The 21,729-nt window shown below is 59.5% G+C and carries 17 protein-coding genes; 5 read left to right on the top strand and 12 right to left on the bottom strand.

All coding sequences use genetic code 11. The features are described from left to right. The first annotated feature begins 35 nt into the window (after positions 1-35). The 3 genes from V9G17_05710 to V9G17_05700 all read left to right on the top strand — a co-directional run bounded on the left by V9G17_05710 (position 36) and on the right by V9G17_05700 (position 4,523). The gene (locus V9G17_05710) at positions 36-2,051 is read left to right on the top strand and encodes a Gfo/Idh/MocA family oxidoreductase (protein MEI2752080.1); all 2,016 of its coding nucleotides are present in this window, start codon (positions 36-38) and stop codon (positions 2,049-2,051) included. 239 nt (positions 2,052-2,290) lie between these two features. Further along, entirely contained in the window at positions 2,291-3,547 is a 1,257-nt protein-coding gene (locus V9G17_05705) for a tetratricopeptide repeat protein (GenBank protein ID MEI2752079.1), read from the top strand. A 223-nt stretch (positions 3,548-3,770) separates the two neighbouring features. Further along, on the top strand, positions 3,771-4,523 hold the full coding sequence (locus tag V9G17_05700; protein MEI2752078.1) for a hypothetical protein: 753 nt from the start codon (positions 3,771-3,773) through the stop codon (positions 4,521-4,523). Between the two features lie 1,087 nt (positions 4,524-5,610). On the opposite strand, the gene ppk1 is transcribed toward V9G17_05700, so the two are convergent. From ppk1 to V9G17_05665, 7 genes are all read right to left on the bottom strand, one after another. Next, entirely contained in the window at positions 5,611-7,749 is a 2,139-nt protein-coding gene (ppk1, locus tag V9G17_05695; protein MEI2752077.1) for a polyphosphate kinase 1, read from the bottom strand. 101 nt (positions 7,750-7,850) lie between these two features. Then, positions 7,851-8,759: a hypothetical protein gene (locus V9G17_05690; protein ID MEI2752076.1), complete on the bottom strand. Its 909-nt coding sequence runs from the start codon at positions 8,757-8,759 to the stop codon at positions 7,851-7,853. A gap of 2 nt (positions 8,760-8,761) precedes the next feature. Beyond that, positions 8,762-10,435 (bottom strand): dihydroxy-acid dehydratase, encoded by a 1,674-nt coding sequence (gene ilvD, locus V9G17_05685; GenBank protein MEI2752075.1) that lies wholly within the window; start codon positions 10,433-10,435, stop codon positions 8,762-8,764. A gap of 419 nt (positions 10,436-10,854) precedes the next feature. Further along, complete coding sequence (locus V9G17_05680; GenBank protein MEI2752074.1) at positions 10,855-11,223, bottom strand: PepSY domain-containing protein; 369 nt, start codon at positions 11,221-11,223, stop codon at positions 10,855-10,857. Positions 11,224-11,254: 31 nt separating this feature from the next. Next, entirely contained in the window at positions 11,255-11,851 is a 597-nt protein-coding gene (locus V9G17_05675) for a Spy/CpxP family protein refolding chaperone (protein MEI2752073.1), read from the bottom strand. Between the two features lie 25 nt (positions 11,852-11,876). Further along, positions 11,877-12,524, bottom strand: a complete 648-nt coding sequence (locus V9G17_05670; protein ID MEI2752072.1) for a MarC family protein — start codon at positions 12,522-12,524, stop codon at positions 11,877-11,879. 29 nt (positions 12,525-12,553) lie between these two features. Further along, the gene (locus V9G17_05665; GenBank protein MEI2752071.1) at positions 12,554-13,582 is read right to left on the bottom strand and encodes a DnaJ C-terminal domain-containing protein; all 1,029 of its coding nucleotides are present in this window, start codon (positions 13,580-13,582) and stop codon (positions 12,554-12,556) included. Positions 13,583-14,270: 688 nt separating this feature from the next. On the opposite strand from V9G17_05665, the gene V9G17_05660 reads away from it, so the two are divergent. Next, on the top strand, positions 14,271-14,786 hold the full coding sequence (locus V9G17_05660) for a hypothetical protein (GenBank protein MEI2752070.1): 516 nt from the start codon (positions 14,271-14,273) through the stop codon (positions 14,784-14,786). A 542-nt stretch (positions 14,787-15,328) separates the two neighbouring features. Here the strand turns inward: V9G17_05660 and ugpC are convergent. The 4 genes from ugpC to V9G17_05640 all read right to left on the bottom strand — a co-directional run bounded on the left by ugpC (position 15,329) and on the right by V9G17_05640 (position 19,656). Continuing rightward, complete coding sequence (ugpC, locus tag V9G17_05655; protein MEI2752069.1) at positions 15,329-16,429, bottom strand: sn-glycerol-3-phosphate ABC transporter ATP-binding protein UgpC; 1,101 nt, start codon at positions 16,427-16,429, stop codon at positions 15,329-15,331. Between the two features lie 133 nt (positions 16,430-16,562). Further along, on the bottom strand, positions 16,563-17,378 hold the full coding sequence (locus tag V9G17_05650; GenBank protein MEI2752068.1) for a carbohydrate ABC transporter permease: 816 nt from the start codon (positions 17,376-17,378) through the stop codon (positions 16,563-16,565). Next, the gene (locus tag V9G17_05645) at positions 17,375-18,286 is read right to left on the bottom strand and encodes a sugar ABC transporter permease (GenBank protein ID MEI2752067.1); all 912 of its coding nucleotides are present in this window, start codon (positions 18,284-18,286) and stop codon (positions 17,375-17,377) included. The genes V9G17_05650 and V9G17_05645 overlap by 4 nt, the downstream gene beginning before the upstream one ends. Then, positions 18,283-19,656 carry an ABC transporter substrate-binding protein gene (locus tag V9G17_05640; protein ID MEI2752066.1) on the bottom strand — a complete coding sequence of 458 codons (1,374 nt, stop codon included), beginning with the start codon at positions 19,654-19,656 and terminating at the stop codon, positions 18,283-18,285. The genes V9G17_05645 and V9G17_05640 overlap by 4 nt, the downstream gene beginning before the upstream one ends. Positions 19,657-19,971: 315 nt before the next feature. Between V9G17_05640 and V9G17_05635 the strand changes: the two genes are divergently transcribed. Then, positions 19,972-20,658, top strand: coding sequence for a fibronectin type III domain-containing protein (locus tag V9G17_05635; GenBank protein MEI2752065.1), 687 nt, complete (start codon positions 19,972-19,974; stop codon positions 20,656-20,658). Between the two features lie 42 nt (positions 20,659-20,700). Here V9G17_05635 and V9G17_05630 read toward each other — a convergent pair whose 3' ends face one another. Then, entirely contained in the window at positions 20,701-21,639 is a 939-nt protein-coding gene (locus V9G17_05630; protein MEI2752064.1) for an ATP-binding protein, read from the bottom strand. Positions 21,640-21,729: the final 90 nt, after the last annotated feature.

The raw sequence follows: 21,729 nt of genomic DNA, 5'->3' as shown, positions 1-21,729 counted from the left end.
AGACTATAGTAGCGCTGCATACTCACAGACGACTTGTGGCAAACTCTACCCTGACAACTCCAGACTCGCGTCCTCTGCGGATCGCGCTCATCGGTGCCGGCCGTCATGCCCAGCACCATGCCCGCGCTATTCTGCGCTGCCCCGGCGTTCAGCTGGTGGCGGTGGCCGACCCCTCTGATGTCGCCCAAGCAGCCATGCGCGATATTGTCCCGGGCATCGGCTGTTTCAAGACACCCGAGGAACTCTTCGCCTCCGAACGTCTCAATGTGGTGCACATTATTACTCCGCCCGCCTCCCATGCGCCGTTGGCTCGTATGGCGCTAAAGGCCGGGTGTCATATCTATGTCGAGAAGCCCTTTACGGAGTCGGTCGAGGACGCACAGCAGATCCTGGATGAGGCGAGCGCCAAAGGCCTGCGTGTCTGTGCCGGTCACCAGCTCCTCTATGAACCGCCGACCCGGGTCCTGACCCAGTACCTGCCTTCAATCGGCCGGGTCGTGCATGTCGAGAGTTACTTCTCTTTCCGTACCGTGCGCCATGCGCCCGGTGGCCGCAAGGTACTGCGTGCCGACCACCAGCTACTGGATATTCTGCCGCACCCCGTCTATTTGTTGCTCCAGGTATTGGAACAAGCCGGAACGGGACGTACCGAGCTGCTGTCTCTGGAGGTGAGTCAGGCCGGGACCGTGCATGCGCTGGTACGACGCGGCGGCGTAACCGGAACGTTGATCGTGACGCTTGAGGGGCGTCCCGTGGAGAGTTATCTGCGAGTCGTGGGAAAGAACGGATCGTTGTTCGCAGATTACGTTCGGAGCACGACTCAGCGTGCCATCGGTCCCGGCTCGTCCGGTATCGATAAGTTGTTTGCCCCGTACCGACAAGCCTGGCAGTTATTGATCGGCACGACTTCCGCGATGGCAAACCGTTTCCTCAAGAGCCAGCGGAGTTATCCCGGGCTTGCGGAACTGTTTTCTGCGTTCTATGAATCTGCGCGGACCGGTGGGGCGTCGCCCTTGTCGCCGGAGAGTTTGCTGGAGACGGTGCGCATCTGCGAGCGTGTGGCGAAGGCGCTCAAGGTGGGAGAGGCGAAGGCCTTGGCTGCCGCCGCCCCGAAGCCGGTCGAGAGCCGGGGGGTCCTGGTCACCGGAGGAACCGGGTTTTTGGGGAAGGAAATCGTGCGAACGTTGTTGTCGCGCGGGCGTCCGGTTCGTGTGGTGGCGCGACGGGAGCCATCTCCTTGGGAGCGGATTGCAGGCGCCGAATATGTGGTGGCCGATGTGGCTGCAGGAGCCACTGCGGAGCTGTTCAAGGGCGTGGATACTGTCATTCATGCTGCAGCAGAAACCGCCGGTGGCTGGCCGGAGCATCAGCGGAACTCGCTGGATGCCACCGAGCATATGGTTCGAGGAGCCGACGCGGCAGGGATCACCCACTTCGTGCATGTCAGTAGTTTGGCAGTCCTGGCGCAGGGCAACGGTCGTTCGATCGGCGATAACCATCCATTGGAGCCGGACAGCAAGGGATCCGGTCCCTACGTGTGGGGCAAGTTGGAGTCGGAACGCTTGGCCGTTCAGCTCGGCAAGGAACTCGGTCTCTCCGTGAAGGTGGTTCGTCCAGGCGCGTTGGTCGACTACCGTGATTTTGACCCGCCGGGCCGTCTCGGCAAGCGGTTGGGGAATATCTTTGTAGCCGTCGGGTCGTCGAGCGATCGTTTGGGGGTAGTCGACGTCGGGTTTGCCGGCCGCTTCCTCGGGTGGATGACGGACTCGTGGGATGAGGTTCCGAGCCCGTTGAATCTGCTCGATCCGGTTTCCCCGACGAAGCATGAATTGTTGGAGCGGCTGCGGCAGGCCAATCCTGATCTCACGGTAATCTGGTTGCCCAGGTTTGTGTTGGTGCCTCTCTCCTGGCTGGCAACGTTGGCCCAAAAAATTCTGCGTCCCGGGAAGCCGGCCATCGATGTCGCTAAGGTCTTCAGCGTCCTTCCCTACGACACCTCCGGAATTGCAAAGCTTGCCCCTCAGGTCGATCACGTCGCCGAACAACGGTAACCGGCCCTCCGGCATGGTGTACGTCATTGTTGCTGATCACATGGGGTCGATTCGTCCTGTGCGACCGTAATGAGTGTATTTGTGGAAGTGCTTGAAAAATATGGCGATGCTGGATGGGTTGAAAAAGATGCCTTTCCGGGGTTGATTTGAGGCGTCAGAGGGGGTAAGTCTTAAGAGTATTCTACAAGCAGGGCCAGTCTCCAAACGGCAATCGCCTCACCACTGAAGAGTTGATCATCATGAACATTGGATTGAATGCGCGTGCGCTGACCATCGGTCTGGCCTTTCTGGGTGTGGTCTCAGGCTGTGCGGTGGACCATCGCTGGCGTTCAGCCATGCAGGAAGGCAATCACGCCATGCGTTCCGGCGACTACACGCATGCGGAGGAATCCTTTGTGGCCGCTCGCAAGGAAGCAGAGGTCCTCGATCCACAAGGGAAACGTCTGGCCGAGACGTTGAGTCAGCTGGGTGAAGTGAATCGTGAGCTAGGGCGGCTTCCACGCGCCGAGGCTCTCTTTCAGGAGGCCCTGGCGATCAGGGAACGCGTGTATGGGCCGGCCCATGCCGAGACGGCTGCCAGCCTGACCGACTTGGGTGAGCTCTACCGCCTGCAAGGGCTCTACACGCAGTCCGAAGCGCTTCATCAACGGGCCAGGGAAATTCGCACGCAGGTGTTCGGCGCAGACCATAGCAAAACAGCGGAGAGTTTGAACAATATTGCCGTGGTCTATCAGGATCAGCGGCGGTTCGCTGACGCAGAGCCGGTCCTGCAGCGCGCCCTCGTGATTCTTGAGAAACAACTCGGGCCGGAACACAGCACGACGGCCATTACGCGCGACAACCTGGCGAAGATGTACCAGGCACTAGGGCAGCACGCACGCGCGATGCCGTTGTATCAACGTACGTTGACGATTCATGAAAAGACCTACGGTCCCAACCACCCGATCGTAGCCAGGAATCTTGAAAATCTGGCAGATACGTATCGGGCAGAAAACCAATACCCTCAAGCGGAAGTGTTGTATCAACGTGCCGTCAGCATCTTTCGGAAATCCCTCGGAAACGACCATATCGATACGGCCGAGGCGATGAGTCGCTTGGGTCAACTCTATGAACTACAGGGGCTCTACTCCCAAGCGGAGCCGCTCTTTCAGCAGGCGATTGCGATCCGGGAAAAGCAGCAGGGCGCAGAGAGTCCTCAGGTCGCGGGTGAACTCAAAAACCTGGCGGGACTGTATCAATCGCAGAATAAGCTGGAACAGTCCGAGGAACTCTATAAACAGTCGCTGGTCATCTACGAGCAATCCGTCGGCTACGATCGTGAGAGCTATGTGAAGGCGCTGAGGAGTTATGCCTCTCTGTTGCGCCGCCGGCAGCGTTCCGGCGAAGCCGAACGTCTTGAGGAGCGGGCCAAGAGTGTGTTGAAGCGCCTCTCCCTGGAGACCCAAAGTCAGGGGAAAACCGCTGCCGATGTTCCGCTTACCCCAGTGTCGCCGTGACTTTAGCTGCGGTGCCTGTTTCTTCCACGGGCCGTGAGCACGTTGCTCCTTACCATCCTTTCCCAAGAATCCCATTCCCTCCCCGGTTCTCGAGTCGACCCGCTGATCCCATCGTTGTTAGTTCCGGGCCAATCCCCGCCGGAAGTAGCGCTTGAGGCCGTAGGCCCAATCCCCTACACTGTGCCGGCGAACAAGTTAGCGTGATCCACCCAGAGGGACTCCGATGAATCGAATGCTGATTGCGATGCTCGCCCTGGCTGTTCTGGCCACTGGGGCCTGTGCCAGTAAGCCCCAGAAGAAACAGTTTCAGCGTCTGGCGGGTGAATTCGTCTCGCCGGTGCACATTACCAAGCCGGTCGATCAGCAGAGTGCGGTGATCGGGATCACGATCAAAAGTCCCGCCTGGGTACCCAACACCGAAGATCGATTGTATTTGGTGAAGATCGAGAACGATCGCGATTTATTCGAGGGCTCCAAGCTGATTCCGACCAGCATCCTGGCTCCGCCTCCCGGGGCCAGGGGAGGCGGGACGGTGTATGTGCAGAATCTTCCCCCAGGGCGGTATGCAGCCGTGGCCTTCAGCACCTCGGAGAAGGGATTCGGCAAGGTACGCGAAGTCACCCTGTTCCTGCTGCCCAAGACGGTGGTCAAAGAGAGCGATACGACTGTCGTTCCCGGCAGCATCAGCTTCATGGGGGAGTATGAAGTCGGCACGTCCACGATGGTTCTGCAGGAAAAGTCGGCCGATCCGGTCCAGGAGCATTACTTCGAAGCATTTTGGGGCAAACCGCTGGCACAGGTCATTGCCGACTTTCAGGTGCTCGGCACCCCGGCTTATTTCGCTGTGCACACGGTGAGTGTGAAGCAGGGGAATCGCGATGCCAATGCTGAAGCGCGGTTCCTGGAGGCCGCCAAGCGCGACCTCGAACCGGCCTGGGGGCCGGTGATCGAACGGCGTCGACTTGCGGCGAAGTAGGGCTTGATTGCACGCACATCCGATGCCGCGCCTCTCCGGCGTTGTGTGTGCCCCGATTTTGAGATTGTCTGAATCATGACCCCTGCGTCTTGTGCGCAGGGGTGCCTGCCGGTGGAATAGAACGTTCTCCTCCAGCCATCCTCACCTGTTAACGGAAAATTTACCTTGCCCGCACGTGTCCGTGACCTTCGCCCTGTAGGCTGACGGTGAGAAGTCCACTCTCAGCACAGGAGGGGTAGTATGCGACTCGTAAAACCAGGCGTTCAGATGTTTTGGTCTCGCCCTCGCCGCCAGGATATTTTGTCCCTCCGTCATGCACGGCCGAAGACCAACGGTGTGTGCCTGGAGTGCCGGAAGGAGATTCCCTTCATACAACTGAGACACCGGCCGCACGCGACTCTTTGCGCAAGTTGCGTTCAAGAGCGCCTCGAATGCCTGTGTGCGGATGCGCTCTAGCCGGGACTAGTCGCGAGGGCAACCGCTCGTCTGAATAGTGGTTGGTCCCTGTTCTGCTGAGTCGCTGTCGTGGGATGCCGCCAGGATAGCGTCGAGGTACCGTGTCCGGGAGATAAAGCGGACGCTGTCCCTGCCGAGGTCTTGAGCGGGTTCGTGCGGATGGTGCCGCGGGCACCGGAGGTTGCGGTGTTCATGCGGTCATCGCCCTGGAACGTCGCGCTGCGAATCACCGCTCTCCGATCGTTTTAATCTTCCTTTCCTGCCTTGCTCCCGTTTGCCATGATGGCGTGATCAGACCGGGCTGGACCGGGGCCGGTCGTTCGGCCTCACAAACGCGCAGGTTCGGGTCAAAATGGGTGGGCTGTTCCGCTCCGGCTCAGAAGAGGGGAACAGCCCGGGAGAGAGGTGCGGAGAGGTGGACGCAGCTCAACTCCCAATCGATATGCTCGAGTGATGTGTGCGTAACGACGCAAATGCCCGGTGGCGTGGGTGGCGTTGGACGGCCTGCGCGATCCTCATGGTGCTCCCTTCCTCATTGCCGAGCCCCCAGCATAGACGGCTGGAGTGACAACCGGATAAGCGACCGGTTAAGGCGGAGTTAATAATGACGAGCGGCTGCGCTAGAAGGGGGTTAGGTGACGAGCTTGTTCATCAGCGACTGCTGGGCCGACCGCGCGGCTCTTCGTCCTGGCGTTTGCCGCTGGTAGGTCCCGTCGCGATGGAGAATCCAGGCGTCCGTATTGTCTTCAAGATAGGGACGGAGGCCTTCATCGATCACGCGTTGACGCAGGGTCTTCTCCAAGACCGGAAATGCGACCTCGATACGACGAAAGAAATTGCGATCCATCCAGTCGGCGCTGGAGAGAAAGACCCGATCGTCGCCGTCATTCAAGAAATAAAAGATCCGGCTGTGTTCAAGGAAGCGCCCGATAATGGAACGTACCCGGATATGCTCGGAGAGGCCCACGATGCCGGGCCGTAAGGCGCAGGGGCCGCGAACGATCAAGTCGATCTTGACGCCGGCCTGAGAGGCCTTGTAGAGGGCTCGAATGATCTGGGGTTCGAGCAGCGCATTCATCTTGGCGATGATGTGGGCTGGTCGGCCTTGTTTTGCACGATCGGTTTCACGTCCGATCCATTTCAGGAGCGTGGCATGTAGGGTAAACGGTGACTGGAGCAGGTGCTTGAGCCGTCCCGGCCGGCCCAGGGATGTCAGTTGCTGAAAGACCGTCCGGACATCCAGCCCGATTGCGGCATCGCAGGTGAGCAATCCGAAGTCGGTATACAGCCGCGCATTACGAGCGTGATAGTTGCCGGTTCCGAGATGTGTATAGCTCCGCAGCAGACGCCCTTCCCGCCGGAGGACCAGACTCATTTTTGCGTGGGTCTTGAGTCCGACCACACCGTAGACCACATGCGCGCCGGCTTCCTCCAAATCATGCGCCAACTCGATATTGGCCTCTTCATCGAAGCGGGCCCGTAGCTCGATCACCACGGTGACTTCTTTCCCGCCTCGCGCGGCATCGATCAGCGATTGCACGATCGCGGAATCCGCCCCCGTCCGATACAACGTTTGTTTAATCGTGAGGACGTGCGGGTCCGTCGCTGCCTGGCGCAGGAATTCCGTCACCGGCGCGAAGGACTGATAGGGATGATGTAAGAGGATATCGCCCTGCCGGATGGCGTCGAACCAATCTTCGCTCGGCACGGGAGTCGTGGGAATGCCGGGGGTGAATGGCTGAAATTTCAGATCGGGCCGTTCGACGAGATCGGGCACCGCCATCAGTCGATGTAGATTGACCGGTCCATGGCATTGATAGACGTCTCGCGCATCCAGATGGAATTGCTCCCGTAGGAAATAGACCAGGTCGGGCGGACAGTTGTCCGCCACTTCTAGCCGTACTTCGTCGCCGAACCGCCGCTCGGGCAGCTGTCCTTCGAGCGCGCGCCGAAGGTCGTCGACATCTTCCTCATCCACGAAGAGATTGCTGTTGCGCGTGACGCGGAACTGGTAACAACCGGTGACGTGCATGCCGGGAAAGAGTTGGTGCACAAACGCATGGATCACCGATGAGAGGAACGCAAAGTCGTGCGGCCAAGCGGCGTTGCGTTTCGGCAGCTGAATCACGCGTGGAAGCGACCGTGGAACCTGCACGATCGCGGTTCCGTTGGGGCGACCGAAGGCATCGGTTCCTTCGAGCGTCACCAGAAAGTTGAGACTCTTATTAAGGAGTTTGGGAAAGGGATGCGCCGGATCCAGGCCCACCGGACTCAGGAGGGGGAGTAGTTCCCGAGAAAAAAATCGGCGCATCCATCGAATGTGCGCGGGCATCCAATCGGCGCGCTTGAGAAACCGGATTCGCTGGTCGGCCAGCTGCGGAATGAGGGAGTGATTCAGCACAACGTATTGCTCGTGAACCAGTTGGTGCGTCAGTGCGGCGATACGAGCCAGGAGTTCCGACGGGGTCAGGCCGTCCGCACCCCGTTGTTCCACGCCATGGGTGACCTGCTCCTTGAGTCCCGCGACGCGGACTTCGAAGAACTCGTCGAGATTGGAACTCACGATGCAGAGAAACTTGAGGCGCTCCAGCAGCGGGACCTTCTGGTCCTTTGCCAGATCGAGAACGCGGCGGTTGAACTCCAGCAGGCTTAATTCGCGGTTGAGATACCATTCCGGCCGGGAGAGATCACTGGTGGTTGGACGGCGAACGGTCGTTTTCGACGTCGCTGCGTGGGGTTGAGTCTCTGACGGTGTCTGTGGCGATGACATAACCAGTGGGTCGGCAGTCTACTCCAACCGCAGCTGGCGGTGGATCAAGAAACGGTTAAATGTTGGGCGATCCACCATGACTGCCGACGTGGCGGCCTGTGTCACAGGGCGCATCCGATGCGGGCAGTGGAGACCACGAAGTTGTCGAAGTACCGTTGCTGCACGTGTGCAAACGGGACGGAGGTCCAATACTGCTCCAGGTACACGGCGTTGATGCCGTAGTCACGATAACTCCCGATCCAATTGATGCCGCTTCGTTGCGCCTCCAATCGATCGTCGATCCAATACTCAAGGACGCCGTCGCCGGCATCGCCGTTGTTCAGCTTCATGTGCACTTCGATACAAAACCACGTTCCGATGTTGGTCTGGCTGAAGAGCGGAGTGTGCCCGCCGGCAGCGCCGAGCCAGCGCAAGCGAGGGAAATCATTATAGGTGGTGGTGCGCAACGCGCCTGATTCGTCCGTGCCGGACGCAGGGTCGAGATAGAGCCGTTCTGGGTCCGATCCAGGTAACGCGCCGCTCCAGAGATGGCCGATGGCAGCTTGCGCAAACCGGTCGCTCGAAAGAATCGTGGCCCTGGTCAACTTGTCGGCGCCTCCGCCTGTCCAGTCCGGGTGCAGTCGCAGGTCGAACCGCCAGTAGATGTCGCGGTACTTAGCGGTCCCGGCATCCACCGGTTTCATATACGCGCTGGGAGTCTTGCCGAACGCCAGGTGGAGGGATCCGCCGTGGGGATCCCCGGGCAGGTATTCCGCACGCATGCCGGTTGAATGGCCGACCCCTGCTCCGGCCTCGCGGACGAAGCGGCCATGTCGGATGTCGTACTCGAAATAACTCTCCAGCCGGTCGACTTCGAAATCGTCACACCAGAGCCATTCCGGATGACGGCTGTGCCAATCGGCGCAAGCGGCATCGGAACGCTCGGTTGCAGCGGCGGCATGGCCTGCCTCGACGAAGCAGGCAGCGACGAGCACCGCCGCCGCGAGACTCCATCGAAGCAGGCTGCTCATGGCTAGGTCGTCACCGCCCCTTCCGACGCGGAGGAGACGTGGCGGGCATATTTCCCCATCACGCCGGACAGGTACCGTGGTGACGGGTGCTTCACCTTCTTCAGCCGCGCGGCCAGTTCCTTTTGCGTCACGTTGACGTCGAGGCGCCGCTTCGTGATGTCGAAGGTGATGATGTCGCCGGTCTTCACCGCTGCGATCGGACCACCTTTGATGGCTTCCGGCGCGACATGCCCGGCCATCAGGCCATGCGTGGCTCCGGAGAACCGACCGTCAGTAAGCAGGGCGACGGAATCGCCGAGTCCCGCTCCGACGATGGCGGCCGTGACACCCAGCATCTCTCGCATGCCCGGGCCGCCAGACGGTCCTTCGTATCGAATGACCACCACATCGCCGGCTTTGATCTTGCCGGCCTGTACGGCCTTGAAGGCATCTTCTTCACGCTCGTAGACCTTGGCCGGTCCGCTGAAATGCAGAATGGAGTGGCCGGCGACTTTCACGACGCACCCATCCGGAGCGAGGTTGCCCTTGAGGATGACCAAGCCGCCTGTCGGCTTGATCGGCTTGGCCAGGGGGCGCAGGACTTGCTGGTCCGGCTTCTCCGTAGCGGCCTTGGCTTCCTCACTGATGGTGCGTCCCGTGACGGTGATCTGATCCGGGTGCAGGATCTTCGCGTCGAGCAGGCGCTTGGCGACCAGAGTGGTGCCCCCGGCGGCATATAAGTCCGCCGCGGTGAATCGACCGCCCGGCTTCAGATCGGCCAACAACGGCACCTTCCGGTTGATCTTGTCGAAATCGTCGATGGTCAGCCGCACGCCCATTTCGCGTGCCACGGCCAGCAGGTGCAACACGGCATTCGTCGATCCGCCAGTCGTCGCCACCGCGGCGATCGCATTTTCAATGGAGCGGCGTGTGATGATCTGCTTGGGACGAATGTCTTTCTTCAGCAGGTCCATGACCAGTTTGCCGCATTCGAACGCCACGTCGTCTTTTTTCTGGTCCATGGCCGGGACGCCATTGCGGCCCATCGGTGAGATACCGAGGAATTCAAAGGCGATGGCCATGGTGTTGGCGGTGAACTGGCCGCCGCAGGCACCGGGTCCCGGACAGGCATGGTCCTCCAAGTCTTTCAGCTCGGCGTTGGTCATGTTGCCGGAAGCGTGTTTCCCGACGGCTTCGAAGACGTCTTGAATCGTGACGTCGTGTCCCTGGAACTGTCCCGGCATGATGGAGCCGCCGTAGATCATGAGTGAGGGGACGTTCAACCGGCAGAGGGCCATGACGGTGCCTGGAATCGTCTTGTCGCAACCGGACAGGGCGACCACTCCGTCAAACAAGTGTCCACGTGCGACCAATTCGATGGAGTCGGCGATGACTTCCCGGCTGATCAGCGAGGCCTTCATCCCTTCGGTGCCCATGGAAATACCATCCGACACCGCGATGGTGTTGTATTCGATCGGCGTGCCGCCTGCTGCACGAATCCCGGCTTTTACCCGCTCGGAGAGGCGGCGGAGGTGGTAATTGCACGGCATGACCTCGATCCAGGTGTTGGCGACGCCGATCAGGGGGCGTTCGAGGTCCGCGTCGGTGAAGCCGACGGCTTTGAGCATGGCGCGGGCCGGGGCGCGGCCCGGTCCATCGAGCAAGTTGTGGCTTTTGTGTCGTGGGTCGATCGTCATGGAAACTCCTTCAGTTACGGGACCGGAAGACTACCGTTTAGTACAGCGCGTGCTCTGTCGCTCGCATGAGGCACGAAGATGTCTACTTCAACCGTCGGGACGCCGCTCCGACAACCCTGACGACGGGCGGGCTCGCCGCTCAGTCGGTCAATAGCCTGTGCAAGGATGCCGCCTTTCCTCGCAGCTCCGCGCGCCCGTTTCGCGTGGCATCTCGGCGGTTTCGTCACGCGCTCTCGTGAATCATGCGGGCTAGTGGGTCGCGAAACTTTCGCACAGAAGGGCGTGGAGGGTCAATCCGCGGATCTTACGGCCAAGTTGGAATCAGGCACAGAATGGTACGGGTAAAGGGGGCAGCGCGAAAGAACGAGGGGGAGGAATGGCAGGGGCGCACCCGGAGGCGCGCCCCTGACGGGCATGGACTAGTGCTTGTCTTTCTTGTCGTGCTTGTCCTTCTTCTCGTGTTTCTCGTGCTTCGCTTCTTTATCGATGACGGTGCCTGTTCCCGCGTCGATATGGACTTCCGTCATGGTGCCGTCGGCTCCCAGCACTTCGACTTCCCAGACCGTTTTGTCGTGCTTCTTTTCCAGCTCGGCTTCGACGGCTGTGCCGGGGACCGCGTCCAGCGCGGTCTTAATGGCCTGGTCGATGGTGACCTTGGCATCCTTCACCAACTCGGCGGCGTCACACTTCTCGTCCTTGCCTTTGTGTCCCTTGTCACTCCAGGCAGGTGTGGTCATGAAACAGAGTGCCGCGACCATCAGGGCGGGTACTGCAACGTGCTTGATCATGTATGACCTCCGGTTCTGTGGGATGTACGGGTTAGTGGGGTTTCGCCTCACCGTGCGGGTTGGCGCCGTGTGGATTGCTGCTATGCGGATCCTTGCCGTGGGGAGCAGTCTGGCCCTTATGCTGCTGCATCATCTTCTCATGCTCGGCTTGTTCCTTCGCACGTTGTTCCGGAGTCAGTAGTGCGAGAGCTTCCCGTCTGGTCTTGATCGACAGGACGCGGAGTCCGATCTGCACATCGGCGCTTTGCTTGAGCTTGGCTTCGATGGCGGCGATGTCCGACTTCTCCTCGTCGTTGAGGGCCTTCACTTCCCGTTCGGCGACTTGGATATCGGCTTCCATCTTGATCCGGTTCTTGTCGAGATTGAGCTGGAGCTCCTTGAGTTTGGTGACCTGTTCGGCGCTCAGCCCGATCTCTTTGTCATGCTTCAGAAGATGACGAATGAGGTGCCCGGCTCCGCCGTGCATCATCATTTCCATCATCGCGGCACCCATGCCGTGCTGGCCTTTTTCGTGGCTGCCGCCGCTGTGCCCGCCGTATCCCCCTTCGGGGTTCGCCCAGGCGGGGGAGATCGTCAGCGCGCAGGCGATGGCCGAAGCGGTAGCCAATGTGAACAGTTTCGTCGTCATTCGTTCCTCCTTCAGTTGAGAGCGGTTAATGTCCGGTTAATCCGCGTAACAGCCCTTGGTCTCCGGTGAGGGCATTCACCATAAATTGAACGGCCAGTGCGGCGAGCAACAGGCCCATCAGCCGTGCGATGATTTTCTCGGCGATAGGATTGAGCCACTTCGCGCTGCGTGCGCCGATCGCTAATATAATGTAACTCGCCAACCCGATCAGTACAAGGCATCCCAACAATACGGCCTGCAATATCCAGGTAGTCGCCTGCGTCTCCAGGAGAATCACCGTCGAGATCGCAGCCGGTCCCGCCAGCATAGGGATGGCGAGCGGGGTGATGGCAATGTCGTCCTTACTGGTGCCAGCCGCCGTTTCCGCCGCCGTTTCCTGCACGGTGGATCGTTGTGCGCGGAGCATGTCCAGCGCTACGAGTAATAAGATCAGCCCACCGGCAATCTGCACCGCCGGCAAGGTAATGCCTAGAAATTTGAGGACGGTTTGCCCGAACAGGGCGAACCCCGTCAGGAGCGCGACGGTGACCATGCAGGCGACGCGCGCAGTCCGGAGCCGTTGTGCCACGGAATCTCGTGGGGTCATCGCGAGGAAGGCCGGGACCACGGCAATAGGGTCGACGATGACGAACAGAGAGCTGAACGCGAGGAGCGCGTATTCGGCAATGGTCATAGCGGGAGTCGGCCTTAGTGTGGCGTAGGTCAGGATGAACTGCGCCGCGATGCGGCAATGATCTCCGCCCGAGGGTCGAGATGGCGCCCGCGGCCTAACTGTTCATAGAGCGCTCGCTCCTCGTCGGAGATGGCGGTGGGCATGACGACTTTCAGTTTCAGGAAGAGATCTCCCTGCTCGCCGGTCGAGGTCGGGAGGCCCTTGCCCTTGAGGCGTAGCTTACTGTCGGTTTTGCTGCCTGGGGGAATTTTTACCTTCACCGGTTCCGTCAGGGTCGGAGCCATCACCTCAGCGCCCAGAGCCGCCTCCCATGGCCAGATGGGGAGGGTGACCTGGATATCGAATCCCTTTTGCCGGAAGACGCCGTTTGCTTGGATATGGACGCGCAGATAGAGATCGCCGGGCTTGCCCCCGTGCATGCCTGGTTGTCCCTTGCCGGCCAGGCGGACGCGGGTGTCAGCCTGCACGCCTGCCGGTATGCGGACTTCAATGGTGCGTTTTTCAGCTTGCGTGCCCGAGCCGCCGCACACGATGCAGGGACGGCCGCGCACGATGGCACTGCCCCCGCAGGCTTTGCACGGCACGCGCTCAGTGAGATCGATGCGCCGCGTGACCCCGGTCAAGACGTCGCGGATGGTGAGGTGAACGTCGGTTTCCAGATCTTCCCCATCAACCGCAAACCCCGGAGAGGCGCCACCACGAGTGCGTCCGCCGAAGAAGGTCTCGAAGATATCGCCGAAGTCGCCGCTGAATCCGCCTGCCTGGCCGCCGCGACCCGCTTGGGCGCCGGCCTGTTGTCGTGCCTGCTCATAGGCTTCCGCCTGTTCCCAGTTCGAGCCGTACTGATCGTATTTTTTTCGCTTATCCGGGTCCGACAGCACTTCGTGCGCTTCGTTCAACTCCTTGAATTTCTTCTCCATCTCCGTCTTTTTTGTGCCGGTATGGAGATCGGGATGGATTTCGCGGGCGCGGCGGCGAAACGCCTTTTTGATGTCGTCGGCCGTCGCACCGCGTGGCACGCCGAGAATGTCGTAATAACCGCGTTGAGATGTGGCCATCAGGGTCTATCCGTGGGAGATAATTCGGTGCGCACAGGCAAGAGTGCAATCCTTTCCGGAGCTTACGAGGTCTCCTGGCGCATTGCAAGCGAACTTGCGCTTTTTCTCTTCCGCCTGCCGAGGTCGTTAATAAAGAGATAAGAAAACCTGGCCCGCAGTCAAGTGGGTGGGTCGGAGGGTGGATCGGAACGATGGTGGTCGATCAGCACGCGTTGTCTGTAGGTCGTGTGGCCGGAACCGCAGTTCACGGCGGATTCGCTGGCGGGGATTCCGTCCTGATCAATGCAATCGACGAATCAGCGCCGGCCGTCCGGTGTTCCTCCACTTCAAGCCGTTGCCTATCATGAGGGGGCAATCGAACTACCGGCGGCAATGTGCCCTGTCTTGCGCATTCAATGGGCCCTGCTAGAATGGGCGCGTGAGGTGCGCAGTCATCAGTCGCGCAGTTCAGCTGGGACGGCATTCATCCAAAAGAAGGACCCGCAACTGCCGTTTCTGGGCTCATTGTTTGATTGCAAGACCTGACTGTTAATGTCCTCCACGCTTTACAGGAGCAATCCATGGGACTCCTCGGGTTTCAGTCTCAATACGTTCGCGATTTGATATCCAATGGGTATCCGAATTCTTTTGAAAAAGGCGCGGAGAATGTGACCAAGGATTTGTACTGTGACTGTGTTGGTGGTGTCTGTTGAAGCGCTATATCGCCGCGAGCTTGCTGCTGGGGGTGTTGCTCACAATGAGCTCATGTATTCTAGACGAGATTTCAATTGGACTGGTGCCAGATGGACGTGAGCCTTGGTTCACGTTTCATTATGTCAAGAACACAAAAGAATCCGTGTCGATTATTGATTTAGAAATCATTGAGTCTGAGACGGGCAAAACCATCTGGAAAATTCGTGCGTTCAACTATCCACAATTCGAACCCGGGAAACACGATTGGGAGGCTTGGAAAAGAGTTAAACCTGTTACTCTGGCCACCCTGAAGTTTGGACAAGTGCCGGAGGGACTTGAGCAAGTTTTTCCTGACGCGGGCCTTCATCCACATCTAGAGCCCAACGTTAGGTACATTGTGAGTGCGAGTTCAGCCGTATCAGGAAAGATGGAATTTATGCTCAGTGGTGAATGTCGAAAGATTTCCCTAACATCATTCTCCCAAAAACATCCAGATTACCTGTTGCCAGAACGGTGCGTAGACGTTTCGTAAGCTGCAAACGAAACAAAACGAAGCGAGAACAATTTCTTTGCCGCCAATGGCGCGACGGCTTCGTTGACCTACTGAGGCCGGCCGGACACTCACTTATAACCTCGAGAACAAACCTCTCACAATCACGATCGCGGGCCAAACCACTACGTTCGTCTATGACGGGGACGGTGGGCGGGTCAAGAAGACGGCAGGGACCACGACCACGCGCTATGTCAGCAAGCTCTACGAGTGTGACAATGCGAGTTGTTCACGAGTGATCTTTGCGGGTGGCCAGCGCATTGCGACGATTGGCGCCAGCGGGGCGATCTATTACTAGCACACGGCCCACCTTGGTTCATCGAGTGTGATGACCGACAATGCTGGTGTCAATGCAAGGCGCGGTCAGGTCTTGCAATCATACATTCTGACGAGTAGCGCGGGCTGGCTACGGCCAGCGCCTCGACGGCATGGATGATGGTAGCGAGTTCAGAACCCTAGCCCATGTGTCACACCCACGGATCTGATTGGTCGTGCTTGCGGTGAGGCGAAGCTACGGGTCGTCCTCAAGTGGGCATGGCGTCGGGCGAGTCAAAGCGGCGGTGGTCGATGAAGAGATGCAATTTATCGAGAGGGAAAAAGAGTGTCACTGTTTGTCCCTGGATCTTGTCGGTGCGTCGGGCCGCACGCACCACGAGGCGAAGTGCACCGATCCGGCAATGCAGCAACAGGTCTGCCCCCAGGTCCTCCACCAGCTCCACCGTTCCTGTGGCCTGCAAGGCTTCCGGCGATTCTCTGATCGTGATGTCCTCCGGGCGAATGCCAAGCGTGGCGGCCGAATTCTCCGCCGCGTGAGGTGCGCTTAGCCTTGCCGGCAGCGGAAGGGTCAGATCATGACTTCGAAAGACGGTTGCGCCGTCTTTTGTCGTGAGGGTGCCTTCCCAGAGGTTCATGGGTGGTGTGCCGATGAAGGAGGCGACGAAGGGGTCGGCCGGTGCGGTGTATGTGCGATGGGGGTCATCCGCCTGGCGGATGCGTCCACCCTCGATGACCACGATGCGATCGCCTAGCGTCATGGCTTCCACCTGGTCGTGGGTGACATAGATCATCGTGGCCTGCAGGCGTTGCTGGAGCTTTTTGAGCTCGATGCGCATCGACGTGCGCAGCTGTGCATCCAGGTTGGAGAGTGGTTCATCGAATAGGAACAGCCTCGGCTTACGCACGATAGCCCGTCCCATCGCGACCCGTTGTCGTTGCCCACCGGACAGGTCCTTGGGTTTGCGATCGAGCAGCGGCTCAATGTCCAGCAACTGTGCCGCTTCGGCGATTCGTTCATCGATCACCTGGCGCGGAGTGCGTCGTATGGTGAGGGCAAAGGCGAGATTCTCGCGAACCGAGAGGTGCGGATACAGCGCGTACTGCTGAAAGACCATCGCAATATCCCGTTCGGCCGGAGGGAGATGATCGACGGCTTTTCCGTCGATATGCACCTGCCCTGATGTCTGGTTGTCGAGCCCGGCAATAATGCGTAGCAACGTGGATTTCCCGCAACCGGAGGGGCCGAGCAGAATCGTAAAGCTTCCATTGGGAACTTGCAGCGAGATATCGCGCAACACGGGTTGGGCACTAAACGATTTTGAGATACCACGCAGTTCCAATTCAGCCATGAGGGTTCCCTTCGAAGCGCACGGTGCTTAACAACAGGCTATTCGGAACGGCCTGTCCAGCAAGGCCGCAGGACGTACGTCGACTGAGGCGTATAACCGAGCACGCCGCTGGAAGCCCTTGTTCAACATTCTGCTAGCCTTTGACCGCTCCGGCGGACAATCCACTTACAATCCATCGTTGACATAACAGCACAACCACGATCAACGGAAGAGTTGCCAGAACCGACGCTGCGGCCAGTTCGCCCCAGGGCATGGTGAATTCTCCCTGAAAAAGTGCGATGCCGACAGGAAGGGTCTGTTGTTCCGGCTGGGTGAGGATCAGGAGCGCGAAGAAAAATTCGTTCCAGGCATAGATCAGGATCAGGATCGCCGCGGTAAAAATCCCCGGCGTCGCCAGCGGGAGCGTGATCCGGAACAGGGTCGCCCAGGGCCCGCACCCATCCACTCGCGCGGCATCCTCCAACTCGGGCGGGAGTTCTTTGAAGAAGCTGGCCAAAATCCAGATCGCCAGCGGCAGGGTTAATGCTACATAGGGGAGCACGACGCCCCAGCGGTGGTTGAGCCCGCCGAGGGAATCGAGCAGCCGCCAGACCGGTCCGGCGATGGCCATTTGCGGGAACATCGAGACGCAGAGCAGCACCGCCAGAATGCCCTGTTTTCCGGGGATGGTGAGCCGAGCCAGAGCATAGGCGGCCGGGATGGCGAACAGGAGGGCCAGCAATGTTGTGGAGCCGGCCACCATCATGCTGTTCAGTGCATAGTCGAAGAGGTGATGCTCGAAGAGGGCTGAGCGATAAAATCCCAGGCTGCCCGAGGGCCACCAGCCGGGCGGCGCGGCCTCGATCTCATGTTGCGACTTGAACGACGTGAGGACGAACCAGAGGAACGGCAGCAGACTGAGTCCCACCGTACCGAGGATGCCCACTGCGAGCAGAATCCGACGATTCATGTTCGTCTGCGCTCCAGGAGGCTCGACCCGATGGCGCGCAGATACGTCAACGACAGCGCCAGGATCATCAGGAATACGGCCACGGAGACCGCAGAGCCATACCCGATGCGGCCCTCCGTGAACAGGGTTTGGTAGCCATAGAACTGCAGGACCTGCGTGGCGTCGCCCGGGCCGCCTTGTGTCATCACGAACACCAGATCGAAGACACGAAACGCATCCATGGTGCGAAATAAGAGTGCGAGCAACAGCGCCGGCTTCAGCAGCGGCAGAGTGATGTGCCAAAATCGCTGCCAGACAGTGGCCCCATCCACACGCGCTGCGTCGTAGAGATCGTTGGGAATGACCTGGATGCCGGCGAGGATCAGCAGCGCCGCAAAGGAGGAGGTCTTCCAAACGTCGGCCAGTACAATGATGCCAAAGGCCACGCCCGGATAGGCCAGCCAGGGGATGTAGTCGGTGACGCGTTCACCGAACAACAATAAATTTGCGAACCCGTACTGGTCGTTGAAAATGTAGCGCCACAGCTGCGACGCCACCACCGTAGGAATAGCCCAGGGAATCAGGATGGCGGCCCGAACGAGACCACGTCCGCGAAACTGCTCATGAATCACGAGGGCGATGATCAGCCCGCAGGCCAACTCGAGCAGTGTCGAGAGGAGGACAAAGGCGAGGGTGACGAACAGCGCCTGCTGCGCGACGGGATCGTGGAGCAGCGCCACATAGTTGTCCAGACCGACGAACGGACTGCCGAGCTGCGGGAGTCCGATGAAGATATTGTGTAGGCTGAGCCAGAGCGAATCCAGAACCGGGTAGAGCGCAAAGACCATGGTCACCAGCAGGGCCGGGGCCACCATGGTCCAGGCCGCCAGGCTCTCTCGATGTCGGAGGATTGAGGCTGAGCGGCTCATGGCGTCACTCTCGTGAGTGCGAGCAGACGATCGATGTGGGCGTCGGTGACGGCCGCCTCTTGTGCGAGGTCGAGGCCGTCGATGGCGAGGGCCCGGCTGAAATACCGTTGCAGTGCATGTGAGACGGCGGGATACAGGGGGGAACGCGGGCGAGCGGTCGCAGACCGGAGTACGTCCAAGTGGGTGCGCAGTTGTGGCGCAGTCGCCAGCAGATCCGGGTCTGAAAACAACGCCTGACGAGACGGCGCAATGCCGGCCTCCTGCGCGAACTTCTTTTGCATGGCCTGGCCGGAAAGAAATTCGATGAGTGCCCAGGCTTCGTCCGGATGTTGCGAGTACGTGCTGATGCCGTAGAGCCAGCCCCCGAGTGCCGCTGCGGTGTGTCCTTCAGTGAGTCCCGGAAGTGGCATGACGGCGACCTGTCCGGCGACGGTCGAGCGAGTTCGGTTGTTGGCCAGTTCCCATGCATAGGGCCAGTTCCGGTGAAAGACGGCATGGCCTTGCAGAAAGACGGAGAGGGATTCCGGTTCTTGATAAGTGAGCGCCGCGCGTGATGCGAGCCTGCCGATCACCCGGTCACGAACGAACTGCACAGCAGCCAACGCTTCGGGGCTGGCCAGAGTGGAATGTGTTCCATCCGCTGTCAGCAGGCTGCCGCCATGGCCATGGATAAACTCCAGCAGGTTACAGACGAGGCCTTCGTACTGTTTGAATTGAGCCGTGTAGCCGCGCAGCGTTGGGTTCGTCGATCGCTCCCCGGTGACGATGGTTTCCGCCTGCCGGGCCAGTTCGTCCCAGGTCGTCGGGGGTGAGAAGCCGTACTTGGTCAACAAATCAGAGCGGTAGTAGAGCAACCCGGCATCGATGCGACTGGGGACCCCATAGAGATGGTCGGAATATCGACCGACTTCGATGGTGGCGGGGAGAAACTGCTCGCGCATGGCCGGAGCAAATCGCTCGTCGAGCCGACGAGCCCACCCGGCTTCCGCGAACTCCGGCACCCAGATGACGTCCATGAAAAAGACATCGACTGTGGTATCACGATTTTTCAGCTTCTGCGTCAGCAGATCGTGATACGCGGTGGAGCTGTGGGGGGCCAGTTCGCGCACCACCGAAATGTGAGGGTAAGCTTGTGTGAACTCGGCAAGGGCTTCGTCCCATACGCGCGGGTGATCGGGCTTCCAGGAGACGAAACGTAGGGTGATGGGAGTCGCTTGGGTTCCGGCTCCTGGCTGCGGCGCGGACTCAGCCTGGGGTCGGCTGACCGACAGCACAGTAAGCAGGAGCGCCAGCAGTCCGAACCAGCGAGGGACTCTCAGGGGAGAGACTGATATGCGCGGGATGCGCTGAGAGAGGGAAATCCATCGCATCACTCTCTCAGGTTATACACAGTCGAGCGAGGCGATGCAAAATTCCCCAGTGGGCGGGGAAAGAGAATTAAAGGTGCTGTCCTGTTCAATTCGGGTCGTTTGCGGATCATCAGGCCTACACTGTCATATTGACGAATCCGTGGGCTTTGGGACGATATGCTTGAAAAGTTTGGTATTTTTCTTGTCCTGCCCCTGTGGCATGACCGGTGCTTTCTTAGAGACACATGCCTGACTCATTCATGCGGTGAGGGGTATCGCCATAGTTTCAAACAGGCGGCCGTCTGTGTTGACGGTGTAGGACAGGATGGAGGAATCATGATCGGGAAGAAACAAGGGGCCACTTCGCCAGCTCTGAGATTACGGTGGCGTGTCTGTATTGCTGGCTTGTTGGTATCGTTGCTGACCCTGGTTGTGCTGCCTGCTGCCTGGGCGGTTCAAGTCAGTCCCTCAAGTCTCACGTTTCAGGCCGTGCAAGGGGGCCCCAGCCCTTCGAGTCAAGTCATAGATTTCTACAAGAAAACCTCCAGGCAGGTGAGTTGGGCGAGCAGTGACAATGCTGCCTGGCTGAGTGCCTCTGCTGCGTCCGGGGTGATGACGACATCCGCGCAAGTGGTTGTCTCGGTGGATACCACTGGTTTGGCCGCCGGCAGTTACAGCGGAGCGGTGACCATTACCATCAGCAAGGGGGGATCCGTCTCCATTCCTGTCACGCTCATCGTGTCGCCGTCTACATCTTCCGATACGGGCACAGGTACGAGTAAATCCAGCACGTCAGCGACGCTGACCTGGGCGGCGAATACGGAAAGTGACCTAGCCGGATACAACGTCTACGTAGGGACCGCATCCGGGGTGTACGGCCCACCGGTCAATGTCGGCGCTGTCACGTCGCATACGGTCGGCAATCTGCAACTCGGAACGACCTATTACTTTGCGGTGACGGCGTATGACGTGAATGGGAATGAGAGTGTCCGGTCGAGTGAGGTCAGCAAGAGTTTGTATTGACGGGAGCGCTGGCCGACGCTTCATGTGTCGTTTGGGACGAGCTCAACGAGGTGTGGCGGTCTTGGCTTTTGCCATCATCTTGCAGTAGGAGCAGGTGTCGGCGGTGGTGGGTTGTCCGCAGGATTGGCAAGGGTGGAGTGTGCGCTGATCCTTCTCGGCCATGGATTCGGTGGTGGGCTCCGGCTTGGTTTGCTTCTCTAGAAACCCCCAATAAAAACGTTGTTTCGTGCCGGGCGATTCCGTTTCCAGCCGGTTGAGGACCTCTTTATAGAGGATCATCTTGGATCCCTTCGCCATCGGGCATTCTTCGACGATGTAATCGATGCGATTGACGACCGCGTAAGCGGCGATCTCGCGTTCCGACAATCGGCAAAGCGGTTTCACCTTCTTGGCGAACCCTTCGACGGAGGCCGGCAAGGTGGGGCTTTGCTTGTCCAGATATTCATCCTGCCAGTGCAACACGTTGCCTAAGAGGCGAGCAGCTTCGTCGTCGAGATTGTGGCCCGTGGCCATCACGTCATAGTCCTGTTCTACTGCGGCGCGATTAAATTGGTATCGTTTGATGGTCCCGCAGGTCGAACAGGTAGGGCGATGAAGAATGGTGGCCAATTCACGAATGCCGGCGCCGGCTTCCTGCTCGACGACATGGACGATCAGTTTGGCGCCATGGGCAGCGGCCACGTTGTCCGCGTAGTGCCGCACTTTCCGATGCGATTCTTCAGAGTAGCTGCCGATGCCGAGATTCACATAGAGCGCATCGGCGCGGTAGCCGAGCTTGAGGAGGATGTGCCACAAAGCGAGGCTATCTTTGCCGCCGGAGACCGCCACCAGGATGCGATCCTCGGGCGTAAACATCTTGAACGATTTGATCGCGCGCGCGACCTGCTCGTGCACGAAGGTTGTGAAGCAGCTCTTGCAGAAGGCGGCATTGTGTCGCGGGAGGCTGATGACGGCTTTGGTTTTGCACTTGCCGCAATTCATGGTTTCATCACACTTTCGGTCTGCAGTGGGCAGCGTTCAGCAACAGGCAGGATCACATTCCGCCAAACTGTGAGTTGAAAGCCGAGTGCT

The organism is Nitrospira sp. (assembly GCA_037045225.1).
Taxonomy (GTDB): domain Bacteria; phylum Nitrospirota; class Nitrospiria; order Nitrospirales; family Nitrospiraceae; genus Nitrospira_A.
The sequence above is the reverse complement of the archived record's forward strand: the minus strand, read 5'-3'. Positions and strand labels throughout refer to the sequence as shown.